The following is a 22,236-nucleotide window of genomic DNA, read 5'->3' on the forward strand; positions in this document are numbered from 1 at the left end:
CAGAATGAGTCCGTGCCGGTCGTGAGTCCGCACCGGTCCCGTGACGCTGGAGGAATGCATGAACGACGCGACCACTCTGCCCGTGCTGGTTCCGGCTCCCGCCGGCAGCGCCACCGAGCTGATCGCGCGTCTGCGGGAGATGGGTCTGAGCGTCGACCACTCCCCGTTCCTCGAGCTGCGCGCCCAGCGCGACACCGACACCCGCCGCGCCGTCGAAGCCCTGGCGGCGGGCCAATTCGCGCACCTGGTGGTCGACAGCCGCCGCGCCGCGGAGGTCCTCGCCTCCTACGACGGCTCCACTGACTCCCGTCACGAGGTCACCTTCGCCGTCCCCGTGGCAGTGACCGCCGTCGGCCAGGAGACCGCCACGGCCCTGCGCGAGCTGGGCGTGTTCGCGGCCCGGGTCGCCGCCGACTCCGACGCGGCGATCGCCCGCGACCTGCCGGAGGCGTCCACGGCCGGCGAGTCCCTGCTGCTGGTGTGCGGCGCCGCGACCGACGCGTCGGTGCGCCCCGCTCTCGAGGCGAAGGGCTATACGGTGACCCAGGCCACCGCGTACCGGCCCCGCAGCGTGAGCCTGGACGCACAGCTGGTCCGGGACCTGCGGCTGCGCGGCTACGGCGCACTCGCCCTGACCACGCCGATGCTGGCCTCGCTCGCCGGTCACCTGGGCATCCATCGGGACATTCGCGTGCTCACGCGCGATGCCGCGGTCACCGCGGCGGCCGAGGCTCGGGGACTGGTGGTCCACGGCGAGGCGACGGAGCCCACCGAGGCGAGCCTCGCCGAGGCCGTGCGGCGGGCTCTGGCAGTAGTCTGATCACGACATGGAGATCAATCCTTACGAGTCGCGTCTGCGCATGCTGCAGCAGTTCGACGGCGTGCAGATGCAGCGCGAGGCGACTCCCGACGAGGAGACCGCCGGCTGCCCGGGATGTCCGTACTTCTGGACCTGCCCGGTACCCCACCGCGGCGAAGAGGTGAAGGCTCCGGCCCAGATCGAGCTCGAGGACGTGCGGGACTCGCTGGGCCCGCGCACGGAGTACCGGCCGCGCGACGAGTCCGACGTCGGCTGGACCGACACGTGGGTCGACGAGAACGGCCACCGGATCGAGGACGAGGCGCTGGCCAGCATCGAGCTCGCCGAGGACCACGTCGAGACGACCGACCTCGAGGACGACCCCGCCGAGCTCGCTGACGTCGCCCTGGGCGAGGACGGCGCAGACGACGACGCCGGTGCGGACGCGGCCGACACTGCCCGCCACGAGCCCGCACTCCGCCGTTTCCGCTGGAATCCCTTCCGCCGACGCCGCTGACCCGTCGAAAGGTCACACGCACCATCGCGGGGTGGAACCTCGCGGGAACGCTGTAGGGTGCGGCGGTCGCCTTCGAGGTCCTGCGCTGGGCGGGCGTCGTCTATCTGGTCTGGCTCGGCGTGAGCACCATCAGGAACGCCGGGGCGGGAGAGCGACACCCCGACCTCCGATGTGAGGAGCGCGGCGCCGTGGCCGCGCGGCGGGAGTTCATCACAGCACTGACCAACCCCAAGGCGCTCCTGCTGTTCGCGTCCTTCCTCCCCCAGTTCATGCCGACGTCTGCTCCCGCGTCGCTGCTTCTCGTCCTCGCCGCGGTCTACATCGGGGTGGAGGCGCTGGCGGCTGCCGCATACATCGCGGCCGGGTTCGCCATGCGCCGACCGTCCGGCGAGCTGCGACGTCCCCGTCGCCGCCTCGATCAGGTCGCCGGGGCCTCGTTCCTCGGATTCGGCGCGTACCTCGCCACCTCGCACCGTCCCTGAGCGGGAACTCCTCGACTACACGCCGGCGAGCCGGCGGTGAGGCTCGGCAGGCAGCTCGACTCTGATCCCCTCGCCGGGGCGGACCGTGCCGCCGCAGGCCACGACGCCCATGACTCCCGCGAGCTTGTGCACCTGGCCCGACTCGTCCTTGCGGACCACCTGCTTGAGCAGCCCCGGCTGGAAGGCGTCGATCTGCCAGCATGGATTCCGCAAGCCGGTGACCTCGATGATCGCCTCCGCGACGTGCAGACGGGTCCCGACGGGCAGACTGAGCAGATCGATGCCTGCGGTGGTGATGTTCTCGCCCAGCTGCCCCGGGGCGACGTGGTGCCCCTCGGCGGCGAGCTGCTCGAGGAGCTCTGCGTGGATCAGGTGCACCTGCCGCAGATTCGGCTGGTCCGGGTCACGGGCGACCCTGCTGCGGTGCTTGACGGTCCGTCCCGAATGCGCATCCCCCGCGACGCCGACTCCTTCGAGGAGCTGGATCTCGGGAACCGGGGTCTTGCTGAACGTGTGTGCCGCGCTGAGGTGGACTGACTCGACCGTCGGACTCATGCGACCACGATCGCAGCACGGAGCCTCCCGGGACAGAGACGGTCAGGGACAGAGACTGGTCCGGGGCGCCGGCAGGAGCTGCATTCGCCCCCGGCCCTATGGACCTCAGCTCGAGGCGGCAGTCCCCTTGTGCTGCTCGCGCATGGCCAGGCGAGCGATCGTGGCGTCGGACACGGTGTGGGGAGCGGTGCTGCCGGCCGGCGCCGAACCGGTGGTTGCAGTCGGTGCCCCGACCCTCGGCACGCCCGCGCTCGCGAGGGTGTCGGCGTCCGTCAGCGTCGGCGGGACGGTGCGGTCCACGCGCATCCAGCCAGCCGGCATCACGTCGTCCTCCGCGCTCTCGTCGGCGTCGGCCGGTTCCCGCGCGGAGGAGATGTCGATGCCGAAGATGGTGTGGAACGCCTCGACGTAGGCGTCGGCGAAGCCGGTCTCGGCGAGGTGACGGGCGCGCTCGGCGGGCTGATGCATGACCTTGGCGAGGATCTTGCGGACGCTGCGCTCGAGCTGGTCCGCGGTCTCGCCGGAGACCTCGCGGCGCAGGCGATCGACCTCGTCATCGGCGGCCTCGGAGACCTCACGGCGCAGGGCCGCCATCGCCGGGTCGATGCGGCGCACCTGCTGCTGGGTGCGGAAGGCCTCGACGTTCTCCTCGACGATCTGGCGGGCGGTGACCAGCGCAGGGTCGTCGCTCGCCTCCACGCCCACCGCGAGATCGGACAGGCCGAGCACGGTGACGCCCTTGAGGTGCGGGACCAGCGGGTGCAGGTCGGAGTGCAGGGCCAGGTCCAGCACGACGGTGCGGCCGGCGGCCAGGAACTGCTCGGGGAACAGCGAGGTGCCGCGGCCGGAGGCGGCCAGCACGAGGTCCGCCTCGCGCAGCGCGCGGTCGATCCCGTCGGCCGGGACCATGACCGCCCCGTGGCGCTCGGCGAACCCGGTCTCGCGGCCGGAGGGCGAGTACACCTGCAGATCCCCCACGCCCCGGCGCGCGAGCTCGGCCAGGCCCAGACGCGCGTAGGCGCCGGTGCCGACGATCAGCACCGTCCGCCCCTCGAAGCCGCCCAGCTCGACGCCGGCGCGGTCCAGTGCGACCGCCGCCCCGGAGCGGCCGGCGGCGCCGACCGGAGCCTGGGTGGCGACCTGCTTGGCGCAGCGGAAGGCGTGCTGGAACAGGTCGTGGAGCATCGAGGTGGTGCGCCCGGCGCGGCGCGCGGTCTCGAAGGACTGGCGCACCTGGCCGGTGATCTCCGCCTCGCCGACCACCAGGGAGCGCAGCCCGGAGGCGACCTCGTAGAGGTGCCGCGGCACCGGGGTGTCCATCGCGGCGTCGAAGCAGAGGGTGACCACCTCGCGGTCCAGCCCGCTGGTGCGGGCGACGGCGTCGATGACGAGGTCCACGCCCTCGTGGAAGCGGTCGGTGTCGAGGTAGACCTCGAGGCGGTTGCAGGTGCTCACGGCCACGTGGCCGGAGATGACGGGGGCGGCGCCGACGGCCTCGGCCCGCTCGGCCTGCAGCTGGTCGATCACCGCGGGAAGGGTCTCTGCACCACGGGTGAGGGCGTCCAGCACATCGAGGTCGAGGTGCTCGTGGGTGGCGCGGAGAGCAGCGAGCATGCAGCCAGTCTAGGCCTGCTCCGGGGCGTGCACGACGCTCCCGGGAATGATGTGCACAATAGTTGCGTCATGACACAGAACAGCACGTCAGAGCCCACTTTTGCCGACAGCGCGTCAGATACCTCGCCGGGCGCGTCAGAAACCGGGAACACCGCAGGCAGCGACGCTGTTGTTCCCCCCGATCGCTCCCCTCTCACGCCCGCTGCGGCGCTCGAAGAGCTGCCGTCGCGGCACCCTGCCCGCCGCCCGGTGGCCGACGGCGGTGTGGCCGACGCCGCCCTGCTGCGCGAGCTCAGAGGTGAGCGAGGCGACACCCACCCCAGCGTGTGGTTCATGCGACAGGCCGGCCGCTCCCTGCCCGAGTACCGGGCTCTGCGCGAGGGCACCACGATGCTCGATGCCTGCGTGCGCCCCGACATGGCTGCCGAGATCACCGTCCAGCCCGTGCGGCGCCACGGGGTCGATGCCGGCGTGTTCTTCTCCGACATCGTCGTGCCCGCGCGGCTCGCGGGGCTGGGCGTGGAGATCCGGCCCGGCGTCGGCCCCGTCTTCGACCACCCGATCCGCACCGAGGCCGACGTCGACGCGCTGCCGGATCTCGGGGACGCCTACGAGGCGGCGCTGGAGCCGATCCGCGAGGCGGTGCGCCTGACCGTCGCCGAGCTGGGCACCACGCCGCTGATCGGCTTCGCCGGCGCCCCGTTCACCGTGGCCAGCTACATGGTCGAGGGCGGCCCCAGCCGCGACCACCTGCGCACCCGCGCCCTGATGCGCGGCCGGCCCGAGGTGTGGGCGAAGCTCGCCGCGTGGGTCGCCGAGCTCTCGGGCCGCTTCCTGCGCGCCCAGGTCCTCGCCGGCGCCTCCGCCGTCCAGCTGTTCGACTCGTGGGTGGGGGCGCTCGGAGCCGACATGTACCGCACCCATGTCCAGGAGCACTCGGCCGCGGCCCTCGCCCGCATCGCCGACCTGCCGGTGCCGCGCATCCACTTCGGCGTCGGCGCCTCGCATCTGCTCACGCCCATGCTCGAGGCGGGGGCGAGCGTGATGGGCGTCGATCACCGTCTGCGCCTGGACGAGGCGCTCGAGATCCTCCCGCCCGGCACGCCCGTCCAGGGCAACATCGATCCCGCCGTGCTGTTCACCTCCGAGCAGGCCCGCTTCGCCGAGGCCCGCGCCGTGCTCGCGGCCGGCTCCGGCGCCAGCGGACACGTCGTCAACCTCGGCCACGGCGTCCCCCCGGACGCGGACCCGCAGGTGCTCACCGACCTGGTCAGCTTCCTGCACGAGCAGCGGCCATGAGCGGATCCACCCTCGTCGTCGGCGGCGGCCTCGCAGGGCTGCTCGCCGCCGTGCGGCACCAGCGCGCCGGACGCCGGGTGGTGCTGGTCGAGGCCGCGGACACCGTCGGCGGGGCGATCGCCGCCACCGAGGTCGCCGGCGTCCCCCTCAGCGCCGGCGCGGAGGCGTACTCGACCGGCTCCGGCGCGGTCGACGACCTGGTCGGCGAGCTCGGGCTGGCCGAGCAGGTCGTGGCCCCGAGGGAGGGGCTCGGCAGTCGCGTGGTCTCCGACGCCGGGGTCCACCGGGCCCCGGCCACCGCCCTGCTCGGCATCCCGGCCCGGCCCCTGGCGGCCGACGTCCGTGCCGTGCTCGGCCTCGCCGGGTCCCTGCGCGCGAGCCTCGAGCGTCTCCTGCCCGCCTCCTACGGCAACCGGCCCGGGGCCACCGTGGCCACACTGGTGCGCAAGCGGCTGGGACCCAGAGTGCTCGAGCGGCTGGTCGCCCCCGTCGTCGGCGGGGTGCATTCGGCCGATCCGGCCACCCTCGAGTTCGCCGCCGCGTCCCCTCAGCTCGCGGCGGGCCTCGTGCGGCACGGCTCCCTGACCCGCGCCGTCGCCCGCCTGCGCGGCGGGTCCACGCAGAGCGCCGGCACCCGCGTGCACTCCCTGACGCCGACCATGGCCGTCCTGCCCGAGGCTCTGCGCGAGCGGATCCTCGCCGCCGGAGGCTTCCTGCGCACCGGTGTCGAGGTCTCGGCGCTCGAGCGCACCGCCACCACCTGGACCGTGCGCACCTCCCGCGGGGAGAGCCTCGAGGCGGACCACCTCGTCCTCGCCTGCCCGCCGGACACCGCCCGTCAGCTGCTGGCCGGTGCCGCCCCCGAGATCGCCGACGCCATTCCGCAGGCCCCGTCGGCCGCGGTCCGACTGGTCGCCCTGGTGCTGGATGCGCCGGTCCTGGACGGCTTCCCCTCCGGGACCGGCGCACTGGTCGCGCCCGGCACGGCCGGGATCCGCGCGAAGGCCCTGACCCACGCGACCGCCAAGTGGGAGCATGTGCGCGCCCTCGCCCGAGAGGCCCTGCCGTCGGCCGCCTCCCCGCACGTGGTGCGGCTCTCCTACGGGCGGCCCGGCGAGCAGCTCCCGGATCTGGAGACCATCGTGGATCTGGCCCTGGCCGACGCCTCCCGGATCCTCGGCGCTCCCCTGACCCGGGAGCAGCTGCTGGGCTCACGTGTGATCGACTGGGACCGTGCCATGCGGCAGTCCCTGCCCGGCCACCGTGCCGCCCTCGATGCACTCCCCGATCTGCTCGCGGCCCTCGCGGACGGGCCCACCCTCGAACTCGTCGGCTCCTGGCGGGCCGGCACCGGCATCGACGCGATCGTGCGTGCCGACTCCTCCGCCTCCTCTGCACCGGAAGGACACTCCTGATGACCGAGACCCACCACCCCGCGCCCGCCACGGCGCCCGCCGATCCGTCCGACCCCGCCCAGGTCACCCGGTACACGAGCTACACGGTCTTCCGTCGGCTCGCCGGGCTCACCGAGGACGGCGAGGTCACCGCCGAGCAGATCACCGCGGCCCTGGGCGAGACCGTCCAGCTCATGGAATCCGCCCACGAGAGCGGCGTGGAGATCCTGGGCTTCTACGACGCCTCCGGCTTCCGCGCCGAGGACGACCTCCTGCTGTGGATGGCGGCCGACCGGCCCGAGGCGCTGCAGGCCGCGCTGCGCGAGTTCGAGACCTCCCTGCCGGGGACCTGGCTGAACCGCGAGTGGGCGTCCGTCGGCGTCCACCGCCAGGCCGAGTTCGCCCGCGCCCACGTCCCCTCCTTCATGGTCCCCAGCGCCGAGCGCAAGCAGTGGATCAGCGTCTACCCCTTCGTCCGCAGCTACGAGTGGTACCTGCTGGAGGATGACAAGCGCCGCGAGATGCTCATCGAGCACGGCAAGCTCGGCCGCGACTTTCCGCAGGTGGGTGCCAACACCGTCGCCGCCTTCGCGCTCGGCGACTACGAGTGGCTGCTCTCCTTCGAGGCCGACGACCTCCACGACCTGGTCGACATGATGCGCCACCTGCGCTATTCCGAGGCCCGCCTGCACGTGCGCAATGAGCTGCCCTTCCACACCGGTCGCCGCCTCGCAGCGCTCGAGGACGTCGCCGCCCTGCTGGCCTGAATCCCCCAGATCCGCTCCACCCGTTCCCGGAGGAACACCCAGATGACCACCACCCAGCCCGCGCCGTACGACGCGATCATGTTCGCCTCCTTCGGCGGCCCCGAGGGACAGGACGACGTGATCCCGTTCCTGCGCAACGTCACCCGCGGCCGCGGCGTGCCCGACGAGCGCCTGGAGGAGGTCGCCGGGCACTACCGCGCTCTCGGCGGCCGCTCCCCCACCAATGAGCAGAACCGCGCCATGATCTCCGCCCTGGAGACGGAGCTCGCCGGCCGCGGCATCGACCTGCCGATCTACTTCGGAAACCGCAACTGGGAGCCGTACACGGCTGACGCGATCTCCTCGCTGCACGCCGACGGCCACCGCCGGGTGCTCGCCCTGATCACCAGCGCCTACTCTTCCTACTCCGGCTGCCGCCAGTACCGCGAGGACTTCGCCCGACGGCTGGACGAGGCGGGCCTGCTGGGCGAGATGAGCATCGAGAAGTCCCGTGCCTACTTCAACCACCCCGGCTTCCTGGAGCCCGTGGTCGACGGGGTCCGCTCCGCGCTGGCCGAGCTCCAGCGCGAGGGCCACGACGCCGACCGGGTGCGGGTGCTGTTCTCGACCCACTCCATCCCGCTGGCGATGGCCGCCGCCTCCGGGCCGGCCGGTGCCGAGGCCCCTGCCGTGCCCGGCACCGACGAGCAGGGCGCCGACGAGCAGGGGGGCTGGTACGTCGCCCAGCACCTGGCGGCCTGCCGCTACGTCATGGACCAGATCGAGGAGGACCTGCCCGGCCTTCCCGACTGGGAGCTGGTCTACCAGTCCCGCTCCGGCTCCCCGCACGTGCCGTGGCTCGAGCCCGACGTCAACGACGTCATCGAGCAGGTCGCGAGCGAGGACAGCGCCGACGCCGTGGTCGTGGTTCCGATCGGTTTCGTCAGCGACCACGTCGAGGTGATCTGGGATCTGGACACCGAGGCGAAGGAGACCGCCGAGGAGCACGGGCTCGCCTTCCGCCGCGTCGCCACCTCCGGGACCGACGAACGGTTCATCGCGGCCCTGGCCGATGTCGTCGCCGAGCACCTCGATCCCTCCCGCGAGCGCGCCGCGGTCACCGAGCTCGGGCCCGTGGACGATCTGTGCGGCCATAACTGCTGTCAGCTCCACGCCGAGCGGGCGGTCCCCGCCGAGCACAGCATCGACTCCCTCGAGGAGATCGCGGCAGAGCTGCGCGAGCGGGACAGCGCCGCGCCAGCACCGGCGGGAGCGACTCCGGCGGGAGCGGCCTCGTGAGCCTGCGGATCGGCACCCGCGCCTCCCAGCTGGCCCTGACCCAGTCCGAGCAGGTGGGCCGAGCACTCGTGGCCGGCAGCGGTCACGAGCTGGAGCTGGTCCACGTCAGCACCCACGGGGACGTGGATCGCACCAGTCCGCTGGCGCAGATCGGCGGCACGGGCGTGTTCGTCACCGCCGTGCGCCAGGCGCTGCTGGACGGCGAGGTCGACGTGGTGGTCCATTCCTGCAAGGACCTGCCCACCGCGCAGCCGCCGCAGATCGCCCTGGCCTGCATCCCGGCCCGGGAGGACCCGCGCGACGCGCTGTGCGCCCGCGACGGGCTCACCCTCGCGCAGCTGCCCCAGGGGGCCAAGGTCGGCACCGGCTCCCCCCGCCGCGGGGCGCAGCTGCTGCGCGCCCGCCCGGATCTCGACGTGGTCGACATCCGCGGCAATGTGGAGACCCGGCTCGCCCGGGCACTCGGGCCCGACGCGGATCTGGACGCGGTGGTGCTGGCTGCCTCCGGCCTGCAGCGCGTGGGCCGCGGCGAGGTGATCAGCGAGCTGCTGCCCGTCGAGGTGATGCTGCCCGCGCCCGCCCAGGGCGCCCTGGCGGTCGAGGTGCGGGCGGACGCAGCGGAGGTGGCAGCGGAGCCCGGCACGGACTCCTGGCTCCCCGCCGCCCTGACCGCCGTCGAGGACGGCGGCACCCGCGCCGCCATCACCGCCGAGCGCGCTCTGCTGGGGTCCCTGGAGGCGGGCTGCTCCGCCCCGGTCGCCGCGTTCGCCGAGGTCACCGGGTCCTCACTGCGGCTGCGGGCCCTGGCGATCCGGCCCGACGGATCCCACGTCGTCGAGGGCGAGGCCGTCGGGGCGCTCGGGGACCCGGCCCGGCTCGGCGAGGATCTCGCCGCGGACCTGCTCGAGCGCGGAGCCGGGGAGATCCTCGCGGAGGCGAAGGCCTGATGACCCACCCGTCCCGCGGCCGTCCCGTCCTGGTCACCCGACCGGCCGGACGCGCGGACGGCCTGGTCGCGCTCTTGGAGGAACTCGGTCTGACCGTCCGGCACCAGCCGCTGGTCCGCCTCGTGCTCGAGGGCGGCCCGGAGCTGACCGCGGCGCTCGACCGCCTGGCCGCCGGAGCCTTCACGCAGCTGGTGGTCACCTCCCGCACCGCCGTCGAGGCGATGCTCGTCCGCAGCCCGAGCGTCACCGTCCACCCGAACACCCAGGTGGTCGCGGTCGGCGAGGGCACCGCGTCGGCTCTCACCACAGCCGGTGCCCCACCGGACCTGGTCGCCTCCGGCTCCGGCGCCGCGCTGGTGAGAGAGATCCCTCCGGCCGACGTCTCTCCCGGCGCCGCCGGTGCGGCCGGGACTGCCGGGCCCGCCACGGTCCTGTTCCCGGCCTCGGCCGCCGCCTCCCCCGTCGTGCCCGACGGCCTGCGCGCCAAGGGCTATCGGGTCGAGCACGTCATCGCCTACCGTCCCGAGCCGGTCGAGCCGCCCGCCGAGTTCGCCCGCGCGCTGGCCGCCGGCGACGTCGGCGCGATCGTGCTGACGTCCCCGATGGCCGCCCGTCTGGCCGCGGAGCTCGGCGTCCACGCCTCGATCCCCGTCGTCACCATCGGAGATCCCACCAGCGAGGCCGCCCGCGCGGCAGGCCTCGACGTCACCCAGCAGGCCGCCGCGCCCACCGATGCGGACCTCGCCGACGCGGTGAGAGCCGTGCTGGCTCGCCCCTGACCCGCCACCGAATCCACCGCTCACGATTCCAGGAGTTCTCATGACCACCCCGTCCTCCGTCGGCCCCACCCCGATCGACCGGCCTCGCCGCCTGCGCTCGAACGCGGCCATGCGGTCGCTGGTCCGGGAGAGCACCCTGCGCCCCGCCGACCTCGTGCTGCCGATGTTCGTGCGCGAGGGCGCCACCGAGCCCACGCCCATCACCTCGATGCCCGGAGTCCAGCAGCACTCTCTGGACTCCCTGGTCGCGGCCGCCACCGAGGCGGTCGAGCGCGGCGTGGGCGGGCTCATGCTGTTCGGCGTGCCCGAGCACAAGGACGCGATCGGCTCCGGCGCCACCGACCCCAACGGCATCCTCAACCAGGCCCTGGCGCGGCTGCGCTCCGAGCTAGGCGATTCCACCGTGATCATGGCGGACCTGTGCCTGGACGAGTTCACCGACCACGGCCACTGCGGCGTGCTCGACGCCGACGGCCGGGTCGACAACGACGCCAGCCTGCTGCGCTACCGCGAGATGGCCCTCGCCCAGGCGGAGGCCGGCGCGCACCTGCTGGGGCCCTCGGGCATGATGGACGGCCAGATCGCCGCGATCCGCGAGGCGCTGGACGACGCCGGCCACCTCGAGGTGGCGCTGTACGCCTACACCGCCAAGTACGCCTCGGCGTTCTACGGGCCGTTCCGCGAGGCCGTCGACTCCACGTTGCAGGGCGATCGGCGCACCTACCAGCAGGATCCGGCCAATGGCCGTGAGGCGCTGCGCGAGCTCTCCCTCGACCTCGCCGAGGGCGCTGACCTGGTGATGGTCAAGCCCGGCTTGCCCTACCTCGACGTGCTGCGCGACGTGGCCGAGCAGTCCCCGGTACCGGTGGGGACCTACCAGGTCTCCGGCGAGTACGCGATGATCGAGGCGGCTGCCGCCAACGGCTGGGTGGACCGCGACCGCACCGTGCTGGAGTCGCTGCTGGCCTTCCGCCGCGCCGGCGCCTCGACCGTGCTGACCTACTACGCGAGCGAGGTCGCCGGGTGGTACCGCGACGGCCTCCCGGCCCACCTGCGCGAGTTCTTCTGAGCCGCTCACGCCGGCACCGGCACCCGTTGCCGTTCTCGCACCCGCACCCGCACCCGCACCCGTTCGGATCATTCCCCGCACCCGTCAGGAGTCCTCGATGACCACCTCCTCCCCCGTCTCCGCCGACCTCTTCGCCCGCGCCCAGAAGGTGATCGCCTCCGGCGTGAACTCGCCCGTGCGTGCCTACGGCTCCGTCGGCGGCACCCCGCCGTTCATCACCAGCGCCTCCGGTGCCCTGCTGCACGACGCCGACGGCCGCGAGTACGTCGACCTGGTCGGATCCTGGGGCCCGATGATCCTCGGCCATGCTCATGAGGGCGTCGTCGAGGCGGTGCGCGAGGCGGCCGGTCGCGGGCTCTCCTTCGGCGCCCCGCAGCCGGGCGAGGTCACGCTCGCCGAGGAGGTCGCCTCGCGGGTGGGACCGATCGAGCAGTTGCGCCTGGTCAACTCCGGCACCGAGGCGACGATGAGCGCGCTGCGGGTGGCACGGGCCGCGACCGGACGCGACGTGGTCGTGAAGTTCGCCGGTTGCTACCACGGGCACGTCGACGCCCTGCTGGCCGAGGCCGGCAGCGGCGTGGCCACGTTCGCGATGCCGGACTCGGCCGGAGTGACCGCGGCGACCGCGCGCGACACCGTGGTTCTGCCGTACGGGGACCGCGAGGCGGTGGCGGCCCTGTTCGCCGAGCGGGGCAGCGAGATCGCCGCGGTGATCACCGAGGCGGCGCCGGCGAACATGGGCGTCGTCCCGCCGCTGGAGGCCGACGGGTCCGGTTTCAACCGCTTCCTGTCCGAGACCGCGCACGCGGCGGGCTCTCTGCTGATCACGGACGAGGTGCTGACCGGGTTCCGCGCGAGCCGCGAGGGCTACTACGGGATCGACGGCGAGGGCTGGGCGCCGGATCTGATGACGTTCGGCAAGGTCATCGGAGGCGGTCTGCCGGTGGGTGCCTTCGGCGGGCGCCGGGACCTGATGGACCTGCTCTCCCCCGCCGGGCCCGTGTACCAGGCCGGCACGCTGTCGGGGAACCCGCTGGCGACGGCGGCGGGCCTGGCGACCTTCGCCGGGCTGGACGAGGCCGCCTACGAGAGGCTCGGCGCCGCATCCCGCACCCTGCAGCAGCTGGTGGCCGATGCGCTGACCGCCGCCGGTGTGCCGCACGTGATCCAGACGGCCGGCACGCTCTTCTCGGTGTTCTTCCGCGAGGAGCCGGTGACGACGTACGAGGATGCGAAGGCGCAGGACACCGAGGCGTTCACGCGTTTCTTCCACGCCATGCTCGAGGCGGGCGTCTACCTGCCTCCGTCGGCCTTCGAGGCCTGGTTCGTCTCGACCGCCCACACGCAGGACGTGCTGGACCGCATCGCGGAGGCTCTGCCGGGCGCGGCGAAGGCTGCGGCCGCGGTGTGAGCTGAGGGGGAACCGCGGGCGCAGGCGGGTTCAGGCACGGGGCCCGCGACCGCGGGCGGCGCGTCCGATACGTGTTCGTCGGCGGTTCCGATGCGGGCTGCGTCGGGCGTGCTCCCGCCGTCGGCCCGGGCCCTGCGTCCGCCGGTCGTCTGTGCGCTGATCATCGCTGCGCGGTGCTTTCAGCCTCTGCCTTAGCCTCGGCCTCGGCCGCCGGCCGTTCCTCGGCCGTGCCTTCCTGGTCTTCCCCGTCTTCGCTCGCTCCGCTGCCGCCTTCGCGGAGCGGACGCTCCCGGCGGGAGCGCGATCCGGGATCGGGCGCGTCAAGGCCTCGGCCGTGGTCGTGCGAGTGGTGCCGGTGCGGGTGGTCCAGGTGACACGGTGGCCGGGCGCGCCAGGGTCGCGTCGGACGCTGCGCAGCTGCTGTTCCTTGCCGTTGCACAGCGCGCAGAGGCCCTGACCGTTCTCGAGGCAGGTGTGGCCACCGGTGGCGTGCGGGGTGATGTGGTCGGTCTGGCGGATCGGTGCGTCGCAGAACGGCCCACGACAGGTCGCATCCCGCCACAGCACGAATCGCGCCAGGGCCTTGGGGAAGGTACGGGCCACCGAATCGACCCCGACCAGTTCGCCCGTCGTGGGGTGGGTGTAGAGCCGACGGAGAACAGCCCGCAGCTCGGGACCGTCCGGGCCGAGGGCATCCCGGGCGCCCTCGCCGGGCGGGCGGAAGAGAGTCCTGAGCTCCTCGCGGATCGCCTCGGCGGGAACAGGTCCGTACCCCTCGATGCGAGCCAGGTCCCCGCTGTGCGGATGCAGCAGAGCGCGGTCGGTGATCATCACGCCGATGTCCAGCGAGTCGGACTCCATCGCACCGTCGTCGCCGAGCAGCGTGGCCACGAAGGAGTCGGCCTGGATCGCTGCATGGCCGCGCTTGTCCCCGTCGGCGCGCTGGCGTTCGGCGTCGAGGCTGAGCCGTTTGCGGATCTTGGCGGCATCCAGCGCGGGGACGCGGGCCGAGACGGTGGCCATGCCGTGCTCGCCCCGACGCACGGTGACGTATCGCTTCTGGCGCGACGTGAGATGTCTGCGCTCCTCGCCACCGGCATCCGCTTCCTCGATCACGGCGTCGACCTCGCGTTTCCACCGCTCAGGGCCTGCGGCATCCAGATCCGGCAGCCGTTCACCGAGGTGCTCATCCACCTTCTCCCGCTGCGTCGGTGACAGGGGCGCGACGGAGGTGGCGGTGGCCTGCGCGGCCTTGGAACTGACCTGTGCCGTCGCGAGCGCCTCGAGGATGTTGGGCATGGACTCCACCAGTCGCCGACTGGAGGCGACAGTTCGGCCCGACGTCGAGGGGGATCGGCGTGTGACCATCGAGACCTCTCGCGCCGCGGTCCGCTCCGCCTGCTTGTCGAGCACGCGGTCCGACGGGGCGGCCCCCGGCTCATTCGCCGCGTCGGCGGCAGCTTCGGCGTGACGATCCCGCTTGAGGGAGTCCGCCAGGGCCACCACGGCGCGGGCTTCGAGAGCGTCGAGAGCGCCCGTCGCTTCATGGATCCGCCCGATCACGTCCCTGAATTCGGTCGCCGGGTGCGTCCCTGGCTCGAAGATCTCTCCCGGTTCCGTGGCGAGGGAGGAGAGCAGGTAGACGATGTCGCCGAGTTCTGTCGCGAGCCGCCGAGGACCACCTGCGCGCACGGTCTCGACCAGCCGCTCGGAGTAACCCCCGGCGGTCTGATCGCGGCCCGGCTGTCCCGGCTCGGAAGTAGTCATGCGTCCACAGTGCAGCGCTGCGGTACGGCGGAGAAGCTGTCCGCCGAGAATGTGGAGAACTTCCGTTGTGGAGGAATCCTCACCGGTGTGAGGACGGAGGCGGACCGGATCCTGCGCCAGCACGAGCCGTATAGAAGGCCATCTTCGTGATCGGCCACAAGAACGCCCTTGACGCTCCGCGTCGGCCTTTGACAGTTCATGACGGCGCACTCGACAACGTCAGCTCGACCGCCGCACAGTGAAGGGGCGCCGTCAGCCGAGACCGGCGCATCGCTCCGTAGCTCAGCCCGGAAGAGCAGCTCCCCCATAAGGAGTGGGTCGTAGGTTCGAATCCTGCCGGAGCGTCGAGGCGTCACCCCGACCGCGCACACTGGAGGTCCCCTCCCCGAAGGAGCCTCGCGCCGATGCGGAAGACACCGACGACCACGCACCCCGTCCTGAGCCACCTCGCGCTGCCTGACCTGGAGCCGGCAGACGCCGCCGACCTCGCCGAGCACGGAAGCTACGAGGCGCTCCGCCTCGACGGCGGCGACATCAGCGGCCGCACCCTGGCCGGAGCCACCTTCACCGAATGCGAGCTCATCGGGCTCACCGCGCACGGGACCAGCCTGCAATCGGCGCGGCTCATCGAGAGCCGGATCGAACGGCTGAACGCCCCCGTGCTGAACGCCTCGCGCTCGACGTGGCGCGAGGTCGAGCTGAGCGGCTCCCGGATCGGCGCACTCGACATCTACGACGCGGGCATCCATTCGACCCGCATCGCCGGCAGCAAGCTCGACTGGATCAACCTGCGCTCCTCGACGCTCGAGGACGTCCTGTTCGAGGACTGCACGATCGAGGAGCTCGACCTCACCGGCGTAACCGCCACCCGCGTCGCCTTCGTCAACTGCCGCGCCGGCAGCCTCGCCCTCGCCCACGCCCGCCTGCGCGACGTGGACCTACGCGGCCTGGAGATGGGCCCGATCAGCAACCTCGAGGGGATGGCCGGCGCGACGATCGATGACGCCCAGCTGACCGCGCTCGCCCCGGCCTTCGCGGCGCATCTCGGGGTGCGGGTCGAATAGCCGGCGGCCGGCGGCACGGGACCGGCCTCAACCGCCCAGACGATGCCTCAGCGCGGCGCGCACGCCCGGCCACTCCCCTGCCAGGATCGAGTAGACGACCGTGTGGCGAACCGTGCCGTCGGGCAGGATCCGATGCGCGCGCAAGATGCCCTCCTGCTGGGCGCCGAGCCGCTCCACTGCCCGGCGCGAGGCGTGGTTGAGGTGGTGGACGCGGAACTCGACGCGGAGACACCCGAGCGTGTCGAAGGCGTGTGTGAGCAGGAGCAGCTTCATCTCGGCGTTGACCCCGGTGCGGTGGGCGGAGGCCGCCAGGTAGGTGTTGCCGATCTCCAGGCCGCGGTCGGCCAGGGCCAGGTTCATGAAGGTGGTCAGTCCCAGCACCCGCCCGTCGGCCGGCCGTACCACCGCCCAGGCGAGGCGGCGGCCGGCGTCGACGTCCCCGCGCAGGGAGGCGACCGAGGCGTCGACCTCGGCGGGTGCGGGGATGTGCGGCGCATAGGGCAGGCGCCAGATCTCCCCGTCGGCCACCGCCGCGCGCAGGCCGTCCGCATGCTCCTCGGCGAGCGGCTCGAGCCGCACCCGCTCTCCGGTCAGCATGACCGGCTCCAGCGCGGCCAGCGGCGTGGTGGGCACCGGCCGGGTCGAGGATTCGCTCACCCGTGCTGCTCGATGGCCATCTCGTAGTACCGCAGCAGGTCGTCCGACGCGTTCTCCCACGAGAACTTCTCCGCCTCGGCGCGGGCGGCCTCGCGGATGGTTCCGCGAAGGCCCGGATCCGAGAGCCGGCTCAGCGCCGCGTCGAGGCTCTCCTCGTTCCCGGAGTCGAACAGCAGGCCGTTGACGCCGTCGGTGACCTGCTCCATCGTCGGCCCGGAGCGGGCGGCGACCACCGGCAGCCCCGAGGCCATCCCCTCGAGGATCACCAGCCCCAGGGTCTCGGTGACCGAGGGGAACACGAACGCGTCGGCGCTGGCGAAGGCCGAGGCGAGCTCCTCGCCCTCCATGAAGCCGGGGAACAGCGTCGAGGTGCCGGCGAAGAGGTTCTCCAGCTCGCTGCGGTAGGGCCCGTCGCCGATGATCGCGAGCGCCACGTCGTCCCGGCGCTCCATCATCGGCCGCAGCGTGTGGATCTCCTTCTCCGCGGCCAGACGGCCGACGAACACCAGCAGCTTCTTCTCCGGATGCCCCTGCGTGAGCCGCTCCCGCATCGCCCCGGAGGCGAAGCCGGGATGGAAGGTCCGGGTGTCCACACCGCGGCGCACCACGTGCAGGTTCGCCAGGCCCTTCTCGGCGAGCTCGGACCGCATCGACTCGGAGGTCGCCAGATTAATGTCGGCCAGGGCGTGGTTGCGCTTGATCTGCCACCACACGGCCGGCTTGCCCCAGGACCACGCCCGGTACAGATCCAGATAGCGCGGGATGTGCGTGTGGTAGCTGGCCACCAGCGGGATCCGCTGGCGATGGGCGGCGTAGGCCCCCGAGGAGGCCAGCAGGATCGGCTGGGCCGCGTGGACCACGTCCGGGTGGAAGCCACGGATGATGCCGTCCACGTTGGGGCTGGGCAGGGTGAACCGCCGGTGCTTGTAGAACGGCAGCGTCACCGGGCGGATGCCCACCACCCGGGCCCCGTGGTGCTTGGTGACCCCGAGGTCCGGGGCGACGACCATGACCTCGTGCCCGTGGTCGACGAACCGCTCGACGGCGTGGCGCAGGCGCGTGACCACGCCGTCGACGGACGGCAGGAACGTCTCCGTGACGATCGCGATCTTCACGGTCGCCGCGTCACTTCCAGGTCACGGTGGGCATGACCAGCTCGCGCTTGACCCGGTCGGTGTTGTTCTGGGCGACCTTGAGGACCTCGACGAGGTGCTCGTCGGTCAGCAGGTGGGGCTCCAGCCCCAGGTCCAGCAGGTTGGTGTTGGTCGCGTTGTAGTAGTGGTCGTACTTCTCCACGCGCGGGTTCTCGGTGGTCGCGAGGTTCGCCTCCAGGCCCAGGTCGCGGGCGACCTTCTGGACCTTCTCGGCCAGCTCCTTGACCGAGAACTGCTCGGTGAACTGGTTGTAGACGCGGAACTCGCCGCGGTCGGCCGGGTTCTCGCAGGCGATCTCGATGCAGCGCACGGTGTCCTGGATGTCCAGGTAGCCGCGGGTCTGGCTGCCGTTACCGTAGACGGTGAGGTCGTGGCCGATGGCCGCCTGGATGATGAAGCGGTTCAGGGCCGTGCCGAAGACCGCGTCGTAGTCGAAGCGGTTGACCAGGCGCGGGTCCAGGCGGGTCTCGTCGGTCTCCAGGCCGTAGACGACGCCCTGGTTCAGGTCCGTGGCGCGGATGCCCCAGATGCGGCAGGCGAACATGATGTTGTCGCTGTCGTGGACCTTGGTGAGGTGGTAGAACGAGCCGGGCTGCTTGGGGAAGGGCAGACGGTCCGTGCGGCCCTTGTGCTCGATCTCGATCCAGCCCTCCTCGATGTCGATGTTGGGCTGGCCGTACTCCCCCATCGTGCCGAGCTTGACGAGGTGGCAGTCCGGGGCGTGGTCCTTGATGGCCCACAGGACGTTCAGGGTGCCCTCGACGTTGTTGCGGTGGTTCTCGATCGCGTGCTCGCGGTCGATCATCGAGTACGGGGCGCTGCGGTGCTCGGCGAAGTGCACGAAGGACTCGGGCTGGATGTCCTCGAACAGGGAGGTCACCGCGTCGTAGTCGGTGAGGTCGGCGATCCGGACCGCGATGTCCTTGCCGGAGACCTCCTTCCAGGCCGCCACCCGCTCCTCGAGGGAGAGGATCGGGGTCATGGAGTTCGATCCCAGCTCCTCGTCGATCTCGCGACGCACCAGGTTGTCCACGATCGTGACGTCGTGACCCTTCTGCGACAGGTACAGGGCAGTGGGCCAGCCACAGAATCCGTCTCCACCGGCGACGACGATCTTCATCTCGAGAGTCCTCCAAAAGGTCCAGGTCCCGGCCTGCGGATGGGGTCCGCATCCGGATGGTGCAACAGCGAGTCGGCTCTAAACGTAGCCGAGGACGCAGGCCGCTCAAAGACGGCCGCCGCCCGCGGTGAACAGCCGGGGAACAGGCCGTGACGAACGCGTCCGACGACGGACCGGCGGCCCGATTCACCACGGCGGACGCCACTGTAGCGTCCCTGGCCGGGCAGTTCTGACGCGGGCCCCGCGGACGGCCGGAGACCTACCTCCCGGTCGCCCTCGCTCGCCGCGGGTCAGCCGCGCGAGTCACCCCGCGCGAGCCAACGCCGCGAGTCACCCGCGCGCGATCCGCAGCGTCTTGATCTCGAAGGGGCGGAAGGCCAGCTCCACGCTGCCGTCCTCACCGCGCGTCAGCGCCGAGCGGACAGCGGGGGCGTCCTCGCCGAAGGGCTGCTCGAGCAGGTCGACGACCGAGACGGCCGTCCCGAGCGCCCCGTCCAGCCTCACCGTCGCCGACGCACGGGCGCCCTCGGACTCGTACAGCCGCACCACGAGATCACCGGAACGGTCCTCGGCCAGCTTCACCGTCTCCATCAGCACGCTCGGGGAATCGACGGCGACCAGCGGCGCGGCGGCGGCCGGCGCACCGGCGCCGCCGAGGAAGCGCTCGGGCAGGTTGATCCGGTACCCCTCCTCGATGGCCTCGCGGATCCCCGCCCCGGGCCGCACCGCGACCCGCAGCGTGTACGTCCCGTGGTCGGCGCCGGGGTCGGGGTACTCCGGGGCGCGCACCAGGGTGAGCCGGGTCGTGGTGGTGGTCCCGCCGTCGTCCTCGCGCACGGTGCGCAGCACGTCGTGGCCGTAGGTGGAGTCGTTGGCGATGGCCACCCCGTAGTCGCCCTCGGCGAGGTGGACCCAGCGGTGGGCGCAGGTCTCGAAGCGGGCGAAGTCCCAGCTGGTGTTCACGGGGATGGGCCGGTCGAGGTGGCCGAACTGGATCTCGCTGCTGAGGTGGGCGGCGCGCACGTCGAGGGGGAAGGCGAGTTTGAGGGCCTTCTTGCGCTCGCGCCAGTCGATGTCGTGGATGATCTCCAGCGACTCGTCGTCCGGGCGCAGCCGGTAGGTCTTGACGATGGTGGACCCGGCGCCGGTGACGCCGGAGGTCTCGGCCCCGTCGGCCAGCGCGGTGGTGTAGGTGAAGGAGACCCGCACGCCGGCGTCGGCCTCGCTGACCTCGACGTCGGTGGGGGTCTCGAGGTCCCGCACCACGTGGCGGTAGAACTCGTCGATGTCCCAGGCGTCCCAGGCGTTGGGGGTGTCGCGGTGCAGCTGCAGCAGCGCGCCGCGGCTGCCGGGGGCGATGGCCTCGCGGCCGCTCGCGCGGTCCACCAGCGAGGAGATCGCCCCGGAGGGATCCAGCACCGCGCGCACCGAGGCGTTCTCGATGGTGATGGTCCCGCCCTCGCGGATGACGACCACCGCTTCCTGGCCGTTGCTGACCGTCCCGGCGGAGTAGGCGGGAACGCCGCGGCGGGCGACGGGCGCAGTGTTCAGCAGCGTCCGGGAGGGGCAGCCGCCCTCCGCATCGGGTCCGTCAGCGGGCGTCTCGGGCCCTGTGCCCTTCGCGTCGCTCTCCGCGTCCCCGGCGCCGAGTGCGGACAGCGACTGCTCGATGATCCGTTCAGCGCGCTCGGCGATCCGGGCGTGCTGCTGCTCCGCCTCGCGGTGAACCCACGCGATCGAGGAGCCGGGGAGGATGTCGTGGAACTGGTTCAGCAGCGTGTCGTGCCACAGCGCCTCGAGCTCGTCGTACGGGTAGTCGTACCCGGCGCGGATCGCGGCGAGGGAGGCCAGGAACTCGGCCTCGTGCAGCACGTGCTCGCTGCGGCGGTTGCCCTGCTTGGTGCCCAGCTGCGCGGAGTAGGTGCCGCGGTGCAGCTCGAGGTAGAGCTCCCCGTTCCACACCGGGGCGTCGGGGTACTCCTCCCTCGCGCGCTCGAAGAAGTCCTCGGCGGTGCCGAACTCGACGCGCGGGGAGCCCTCGAGGTCGGAGGCCCGGCGGCCGGCGGCCAGCATCTCGCGGGTGGGTCCGCCGCCCCCGTCGCCGTGGCCGAACAGGTCCATCCCGATGCTCGCGCGGCCCTTCTCCTTGAAGTTCCGCTCGAAGTAGGCAAGCTCGGCGCCGCTGAGGTCGCCGTTGTAGGTGTCGGCCGGCGGGAAGTGGGTGAAGACGCTGGTGCCGTCCAGGCCCTCCCAGCGGAAGGTGTGGTGGGGGAAGGTGTTGGTCTGGTTCCAGCTGACCTTCTGGGTCAGGAAGAACTCCTGGCCGGCGAGCGCGGCGATCTGCGGCAGCGCGGCGGAGTAGCCGAAGGAGTCCGGCAGCCACGTCTCCCGCGTCTCGACCCCGAAGTTCTCCCGGAAGAACCGCTTGCCGGCGATGAACTGGCGGGCCATGGCCTCGGAGCCGGGCATGTTGGTGTCCGACTCGACCCACATGCCGCCGACGGGCACGAAGCGCCCCTCGGCGACGTGCTCGGTGATCCGGGCGAACAGCTCGGGGTAGCGGTCCTTCAGCCACTGGTACTGCTGGGCGGAGGAAGCGGAGAAGGTGAGGTCCGGGTCCTGCTCGAGCAGCGTGGCGACGTTGGAGAAGGTGCGGGCGACCTTGCGGACGGTCTCGCGCACGGGCCACAGCCAGGCGGAGTCGATGTGGGCGTGGCCGGTGGCCAGCACGGTCAGCGCCGAGGAGCCGGCCGGTCGCTGCAGCGCGGGGCTCAGCACGTCCCGGGCGGCCTCGGCGGTGCCGGGCAGGTCGTCCGGGTCGACGATGTCGCAGGCGGCCTCGAGGGCGCGCAGGATCTCGTGGCGGCGCTGGCTGGTCTCCGGCAGCTCGGCCATCAGCCCGCTGAGGGCGCGGACGTCCTCGACGAGCTCCCAGATCCGGGTGTCGCGGCGGGCGAGGTGGAGCTGGGAGATCGAGTACAGCTCCTCCTCGGGGATGGTCGCGAGGTCACCGAGCGGGGTGGGGGCGAACGACCATCCGCCCGAGACGGTGGGATTCGCGGCGCACTCGAGGTAGAGGTCGACCTCCTGGCCGGCGGCCAGGGGCAGGTACCGGTTGAAGGGGTTGATGGCCTTCAGCGGGACCCCGTCGGGGGTGAAGGCGAGCGCCTCGGCCTGGAATCCGGGCATGCCGGTGAAGGCGAGGTCGACGAGGAGCTCGGGCGCGGAGGCGTCGTCGTCGGCCCACTCCGCGGGGACGGTGCCGGTGATGTGCAGCCAGGTGGTCGACCAGGGACGGCCCAGCGGCGCGCCGATCTCGATCGGCGCGTAGGGCGAGTCCTCCGCCGCATCCGCGCCGATGGCCTCGTGCGGGGGCACCGGCTCGCCGGGGAGGCGGTGGGCGGTGATCCGGACCGGGGCGGTCTCCTGGTAGATGCCGGGAACGAGGTGGTCGCGGGTGACGCGGCGGATCCTGGCCTCGGTGAGTTCCCTGTCGTCGAACATGAAGGTGCTCCTCAGGGCGCGCTCGGCGCCAGCTGATGGGGCCGGGCGGTGCCGGCAGA

General features: G+C 72.4%; 18 protein-coding genes, 1 tRNA gene and 1 pseudogene. 13 read left to right on the forward strand and 7 right to left on the reverse strand.

Going from position 1 to position 22,236, the window contains the following annotated elements; genetic code table 11:
- The first annotated feature begins 58 nt into the window (after positions 1–58).
- From ACFQRJ_RS07480 to ACFQRJ_RS07490, 3 genes and pseudogenes are all read left to right on the forward strand, one after another.
- Positions 59–820 carry a uroporphyrinogen-III synthase gene (locus tag ACFQRJ_RS07480; protein ID WP_377018357.1) on the forward strand — a complete coding sequence of 254 codons (762 nt, stop codon included), beginning with the start codon at positions 59–61 and terminating at the stop codon, positions 818–820.
- Between the two features lie 7 nt (positions 821–827).
- Positions 828–1,316, forward strand: a complete 489-nt coding sequence (locus ACFQRJ_RS07485; RefSeq protein ID WP_377018358.1) for a hypothetical protein — start codon at positions 828–830, stop codon at positions 1,314–1,316.
- Between the two features lie 77 nt (positions 1,317–1,393).
- Positions 1,394–1,798, forward strand: a pseudogene (locus ACFQRJ_RS07490) (LysE family translocator); the annotation flags it as partial.
- 15 nt (positions 1,799–1,813) lie between these two features.
- Here the strand turns inward: ACFQRJ_RS07490 and ACFQRJ_RS07495 are convergent.
- Both ACFQRJ_RS07495 and ACFQRJ_RS07500 read right to left on the reverse strand, forming a co-directional pair.
- On the reverse strand, positions 1,814–2,353 hold the full coding sequence (locus ACFQRJ_RS07495) for an MOSC domain-containing protein (RefSeq protein WP_377018359.1): 540 nt from the start codon (positions 2,351–2,353) through the stop codon (positions 1,814–1,816).
- Between the two features lie 105 nt (positions 2,354–2,458).
- Complete coding sequence (locus ACFQRJ_RS07500; RefSeq protein WP_377018360.1) at positions 2,459–3,967, reverse strand: glutamyl-tRNA reductase; 1,509 nt, start codon at positions 3,965–3,967, stop codon at positions 2,459–2,461.
- 264 nt (positions 3,968–4,231) lie between these two features.
- On the opposite strand from ACFQRJ_RS07500, the gene hemE reads away from it, so the two are divergent.
- The 8 genes from hemE (at position 4,232) to hemL (ending at position 12,911) form a co-directional block, all read left to right on the forward strand.
- Complete coding sequence (gene hemE, locus ACFQRJ_RS07505) at positions 4,232–5,266, forward strand: uroporphyrinogen decarboxylase (RefSeq protein WP_377018432.1); 1,035 nt, start codon at positions 4,232–4,234, stop codon at positions 5,264–5,266.
- On the forward strand, positions 5,263–6,681 hold the full coding sequence (gene hemG, locus ACFQRJ_RS07510) for a protoporphyrinogen oxidase (protein WP_377018361.1): 1,419 nt from the start codon (positions 5,263–5,265) through the stop codon (positions 6,679–6,681). Before hemE ends, hemG begins: the two co-directional genes overlap by 4 nt.
- A complete protein-coding gene (gene hemQ / locus ACFQRJ_RS07515; protein WP_377018362.1) occupies positions 6,681–7,427 on the forward strand; it encodes a hydrogen peroxide-dependent heme synthase in 747 nt (248 codons plus the stop codon). Before hemG ends, hemQ begins: the two co-directional genes overlap by 1 nt.
- 42 nt (positions 7,428–7,469) lie before the next feature.
- A complete protein-coding gene (locus ACFQRJ_RS07520; protein WP_377018363.1) occupies positions 7,470–8,705 on the forward strand; it encodes a ferrochelatase in 1,236 nt (411 codons plus the stop codon).
- Positions 8,702–9,652 (forward strand): hydroxymethylbilane synthase, encoded by a 951-nt coding sequence (hemC, locus tag ACFQRJ_RS07525; RefSeq protein WP_377018364.1) that lies wholly within the window; start codon positions 8,702–8,704, stop codon positions 9,650–9,652. Before ACFQRJ_RS07520 ends, hemC begins: the two co-directional genes overlap by 4 nt.
- A complete protein-coding gene (locus tag ACFQRJ_RS07530; protein WP_377018365.1) occupies positions 9,652–10,431 on the forward strand; it encodes a uroporphyrinogen-III synthase in 780 nt (259 codons plus the stop codon). Before hemC ends, ACFQRJ_RS07530 begins: the two co-directional genes overlap by 1 nt.
- Positions 10,432–10,471: 40 nt before the next feature.
- Positions 10,472–11,500 (forward strand): porphobilinogen synthase, encoded by a 1,029-nt coding sequence (gene hemB / locus ACFQRJ_RS07535; RefSeq protein ID WP_377018366.1) that lies wholly within the window; start codon positions 10,472–10,474, stop codon positions 11,498–11,500.
- A 97-nt stretch (positions 11,501–11,597) separates the two neighbouring features.
- Entirely contained in the window at positions 11,598–12,911 is a 1,314-nt protein-coding gene (gene hemL / locus ACFQRJ_RS07540; protein WP_377018367.1) for a glutamate-1-semialdehyde 2,1-aminomutase, read from the forward strand.
- Positions 12,912–12,941: 30 nt separating this feature from the next.
- Here the strand turns inward: hemL and ACFQRJ_RS07545 are convergent, their stop codons facing one another.
- On the reverse strand, positions 12,942–14,678 hold the full coding sequence (locus ACFQRJ_RS07545) for an HNH endonuclease (RefSeq protein ID WP_377018368.1): 1,737 nt from the start codon (positions 14,676–14,678) through the stop codon (positions 12,942–12,944).
- A 271-nt stretch (positions 14,679–14,949) separates the two neighbouring features.
- Here ACFQRJ_RS07545 and ACFQRJ_RS07550 point away from each other — a divergent pair.
- Positions 14,950–15,023 (forward strand) — tRNA-Met (locus ACFQRJ_RS07550).
- A 59-nt stretch (positions 15,024–15,082) separates the two neighbouring features.
- Positions 15,083–15,742 (forward strand): pentapeptide repeat-containing protein, encoded by a 660-nt coding sequence (locus ACFQRJ_RS07555; protein ID WP_377018369.1) that lies wholly within the window; start codon positions 15,083–15,085, stop codon positions 15,740–15,742.
- A 27-nt stretch (positions 15,743–15,769) separates the two neighbouring features.
- Here the strand turns inward: ACFQRJ_RS07555 and ACFQRJ_RS07560 are convergent, their stop codons facing one another.
- From ACFQRJ_RS07560 to ACFQRJ_RS07575, 4 genes are all read right to left on the reverse strand, one after another.
- Positions 15,770–16,399: a GNAT family N-acetyltransferase gene (locus ACFQRJ_RS07560; RefSeq protein WP_377018370.1), complete on the reverse strand. Its 630-nt coding sequence runs from the start codon at positions 16,397–16,399 to the stop codon at positions 15,770–15,772.
- The gene (locus tag ACFQRJ_RS07565; RefSeq protein WP_377018371.1) at positions 16,396–17,514 is read right to left on the reverse strand and encodes a glycosyltransferase family 4 protein; all 1,119 of its coding nucleotides are present in this window, start codon (positions 17,512–17,514) and stop codon (positions 16,396–16,398) included. The genes ACFQRJ_RS07560 and ACFQRJ_RS07565 overlap by 4 nt, the downstream gene beginning before the upstream one ends.
- A gap of 10 nt (positions 17,515–17,524) precedes the next feature.
- Complete coding sequence (locus ACFQRJ_RS07570; protein ID WP_377018372.1) at positions 17,525–18,673, reverse strand: NAD-dependent epimerase/dehydratase family protein; 1,149 nt, start codon at positions 18,671–18,673, stop codon at positions 17,525–17,527.
- Between the two features lie 330 nt (positions 18,674–19,003).
- A complete protein-coding gene (locus ACFQRJ_RS07575; protein WP_377018373.1) occupies positions 19,004–22,177 on the reverse strand; it encodes an alpha-mannosidase in 3,174 nt (1,057 codons plus the stop codon).
- Positions 22,178–22,236 lie beyond the last annotated feature (59 nt).

The organism is Brachybacterium sp. GCM10030252 (genome assembly GCF_042666535.1).
Lineage (GTDB): Bacteria > Actinomycetota > Actinomycetes > Actinomycetales > Dermabacteraceae > Brachybacterium.